The 3,716-nt window shown below is 69.6% G+C and carries 3 protein-coding genes; all 3 read left to right on the top strand.

Annotation, left to right across the window (positions count from 1 at the left end; translation table 11 throughout):
• Positions 1-32 precede the first annotated feature (32 nt).
• The 3 genes from CCS38_RS02895 (at position 33) to argF (ending at position 3,506) form a co-directional block, all read left to right on the top strand.
• Positions 33-956 (top strand): LLM class F420-dependent oxidoreductase, encoded by a 924-nt coding sequence (locus CCS38_RS02895; protein ID WP_223731590.1) that lies wholly within the window; start codon positions 33-35, stop codon positions 954-956.
• A gap of 153 nt (positions 957-1,109) precedes the next feature.
• On the top strand, positions 1,110-2,336 hold the full coding sequence (locus CCS38_RS02890; RefSeq protein WP_223731589.1) for an arginine deiminase: 1,227 nt from the start codon (positions 1,110-1,112) through the stop codon (positions 2,334-2,336).
• A gap of 165 nt (positions 2,337-2,501) precedes the next feature.
• Positions 2,502-3,506, top strand: coding sequence for an ornithine carbamoyltransferase (gene argF / locus CCS38_RS02885; RefSeq protein ID WP_223731588.1), 1,005 nt, complete (start codon positions 2,502-2,504; stop codon positions 3,504-3,506).
• Positions 3,507-3,716 lie beyond the last annotated feature (210 nt).

Here is a 3,716-nt window from a genome sequence, read left to right as displayed (position 1 = left end):
GGACGGCCTGCCCGGGCCCACCGACGCCTGGGATGGAGCTGCGAATTTTCACTGAGCCTCAGCAGGGCGCCGGCTACGACACCCTCCTCACCGTCGCCAAGGCCACCGAGGACCTCGGCTTCGACGCGTTCTTCCGGTCGGACCACTATCTGCGGATGGGCACGGTGGACGGCCTGCCCGGGCCCACCGACGCCTGGATCACGCTCGCCGGCCTCGCCCGCGAGACGAAGCGCATCCGCCTCGGCGCGCTGATGACCGCCGGTACGTTCCGGCTGCCCGGCGTGCTCGCCATCCAGGTCGCCCAGGTGGACCAGATGTCCGGCGGCCGGGTCGAGCTGGGGCTGGGCGCGGGCTGGTTCGAGGAGGAGCACAAGGCGTACGGCATCCCGTTCCCCAAGGAGAAGTTCGCGCGGCTGGAGGAGCAGCTGGCGATCGTCACGGGGCTGTGGGAAACGCCGGTCGGCGGGGAGTTCTCGTACGAGGGGACGTACTACCAGCTGGAGAAGTCCCCGGCGCTGCCGAAGCCCGCGCAGCGCAAGGTGCCGGTGCTGATCGGCGGGCACGGTGCGACGCGCACGCCGCGGCTGGCCGCACGGTACGCCGACGAGTTCAACATCCCCTTCGCCTCCCTCGAGGACACCCGGCGGCAGTTCGGCCGGGTGCGGGCGGCGGCCGAGGCGATCGGCCGCAAGGGCGACGACCTGGTGTACTCCAACGCGCTGGTCGCCTGTGTGGGCAAGGACGACGCCGAGGTGGCGCGGCGCGCCGCGGCCATCGGGCGGGACGTGGCGGAGCTGAAGGCGAACGGCCTGGCGGGTTCGCCGGCCGAGGTGGTCGACAAGATCGGCCGGTACGCGGAGGCCGGGGCCTCCCGCTTCTACCTCCAGCTGCTGGACCTCGACGATCTGGACCACCTGGAGATCATCTCCTCGCAGGTGCAGAGCCAGCTGAGCTGACCGCCGGTACGGAGCCGGCTGCGCTGATCGGCCGGGCTGATCGCCCGGCTGACCGGGAGAGCCGCGTGGCGCGGCCCCTGACTCCAGGGGCCGCGCCGCACCCACGTTCCCGGATACCGAGTGATCATCGTCGAATCCGGCCAGGATGGAAGGATGGGATTCCATGTCGACTCAGAGGTCGGTCACCTCCGCCGGGTCATCCTGCACCGCCCCGACCTGGAGCTGAAGCGCCTCACCCCGTCCAACAAGGACGCGCTCCTCTTCGACGACGTGCTGTGGGTGCGGCGCGCGCGGGCCGAGCACGACGCCTTCGCCGACATCCTGCGCGACCGCGGCGTCGAGGTGCATCTCTTCGGGGACCTGCTGGCGGAGAGCCTGCGCATTCCGGAGGCGCGGACGCTGGTGCTGGACAGGGTTTTCAACGAGAAGGAGTACGGTCCGCTCGCCACCGACCACCTCCGGACCGCGTTCGACGAGCTGCCGCTGGCGGAGCTGGTCGAGGCGCTGATCGGCGGGATGACCAAGCGGGAGTTCCTGGAGCGCAACCCCGAGCCGACGTCGGTGCGGTTCCATGTGATGGATCTGGACGACTTCCTGCTGCCGCCGCTGCCGAACCACCTCTTCGCGCGGGACACCTCGGCGTGGGTGTACGACGGGGTGTCGGTGAACGCGATGCGCTGGCCCGCGCGGCAGCGCGAGACGGTGCATTACGAGGCGATTTACCGGTACCACCCGCTCTTCACGCACGAACGTTTCCACGTGTGGTCCGAGGGCCAAGCGGCGTATCCGTCCACGATCGAGGGCGGCGACGTGCTGGTGATCGGCAATGGCGCGGTGCTGATCGGGATGAGCGAGCGGACCACGCCGCAGGCGGTGGAGATGCTGGCCCGCGGGCTGTTCGCGGCCGGCTCCGCGCAGACGATCGTGGCGCTGGACATGCCCAAGCGGCGCGCTTTCATGCACCTGGACACGGTGATGACGATGGTGGACGGCGATACGTTCACGCAGTACGCGGGGCTGGGGATGCTGCGCTCGTACACGATCGAGCCGGGCGCGAGCGAGCAGGAGCTGAAGGTCACCGATCACCCGCCGGAGCACATGCACCGGGCGATCGCGGCGGCGCTCGGCCTGGACGGCGTGCGGGTGCTGACCGCGACGCAGGACGTGCACGCCGCGGAGCGCGAGCAGTGGGACGACGGCTGCAATGTGCTGGCGGTGGAGCCGGGCGTGGTCGTGGCGTACGAGCGGAACGTCACGACCAATACGTTCCTGCGGAAGCGCGGGATCGAGGTGATCACGATCCCGGGGAGCGAGCTGGGGCGGGGCCGCGGCGGACCGCGCTGCATGAGCTGCCCGGTGGAGCGGGACGGGATCGGCTGAGCCCGTGGGCGGACCCGGGGTGTTGAATAGGAATGCGTGGCGTCGTATACACTTCCATAATTCGACCGGAAGGACGCATCCGACGCGACCGCACGACCGCGAATCCGTACCCGATGCGCCCGCAGAGCCGTACCCGACCCGTTCACCGCGACCTAGGAGCCTGCCGTGGCGATTGACCTCACGGGCCGCCATTTCCTCAAGGAGCTGGACTTCACCGCCGAGGAGTTCCGCCATCTGATCGACCTCGCGGCGGAACTGAAGGCCGCGAAGCGCGCGGGCACCGAGGAGCAGCGGCTGAAGGGGCGCAACATCGCCCTGATCTTCGAGAAGACCTCCACCCGCACCCGCTGCTCCTTCGAGGTCGCGGCCGCCGACCAGGGCGCCCACACGACGTATCTGGACCCCTCCGGCTCACAGATCGGGCACAAGGAGTCGGTGAAGGACACCGCTCGCGTGCTCGGCCGGATGTTCGACGGGATCGAGTACCGCGGCAGCGCCCAGGCGAACGTCGAGGAGCTGGCGGCGCACGCGGGTGTGCCGGTCTACAACGGCCTGACCGACGAGTGGCACCCCACCCAGATGCTCGCCGACGTGCTCACCATGATCGAGCACAGCCCCGGCCGGGAGCTCACCGAGCTGGCCTTCGCGTACCTGGGCGACGCCCGGTACAACATGGGCAACTCCTACCTGATCACCGGCGCCCTGCTCGGCATGGACGTACGCATCGTGGCGCCGAAGAAGCTGTGGCCCGAGGAGTCGGTGATCGTGAACGCCCGGCGGCTCGCGGAGAAGAGCGGTGCCCGGCTGACCCTCACCGAGGACGTCGCCGAGGGCGTGCGCGGCGCGGACTTCGTCGCCACCGACATCTGGGTGTCGATGGGCGAGCCGAAGGAGGTCTGGGACGAGCGGATCGCGCTGCTCAGCCCGTACGCCGTGACGATGGACGTGCTGCGCGCCACGGGCAAGGAGAACGTGAAGTTCCTGCACTGCCTGCCGGCCTTCCACGACCTCGGCACGGCCGTCGGCCGCGAGATCTACGCCCAGCACGGCCTGGAGTCGCTGGAGGTCACCGACGAGGTCTTCGAGTCGGCGCACTCCGTCGTCTTCGACGAGGCGGAGAACCGGATGCACACGATCAAGGCGGTCATGGTCGCGACGCTCGGACGCTGACCCGGCCGGCAACCCGGCGCCCGGGAAGCACGGAGCGCATAGAAATACGCCCCAATGGGCGATCATGCACCATTTCGGTTACCATCGAACCGAACTCAGGGGGACGGGCTCACCAGCCCGTCCCCTTCTCCGGCCGCGAGATCTACGCCCAGCACGGCCTGGAGTCGCTGGAGGTCACCGACGAGGTCTTCGAGTCGGCGCACTCCGTCG

This window comes from Streptomyces purpurogeneiscleroticus (genome assembly GCF_020024005.1).
Lineage (GTDB): Bacteria > Actinomycetota > Actinomycetes > Streptomycetales > Streptomycetaceae > Streptomyces > Streptomyces purpurogeneiscleroticus.
Note: the sequence above shows the minus strand (reverse complement) of the source record. Positions and strands in the feature narration are given on the sequence as shown.

What these genes read in the sequence shown, in the direction of transcription:
- CCS38_RS02895 (WP_223731590.1), top strand. Translation starts at nt 33, where the DNA reads ATGGAGCTGCGAATTTTCACTGAGCCTCAGCAGGGCGCCGGCTACGAC.
- CCS38_RS02890 (WP_223731589.1), top strand. Translation starts at nt 1,110, where the DNA reads ATGGGATTCCATGTCGACTCAGAGGTCGGTCACCTCCGCCGGGTCATC.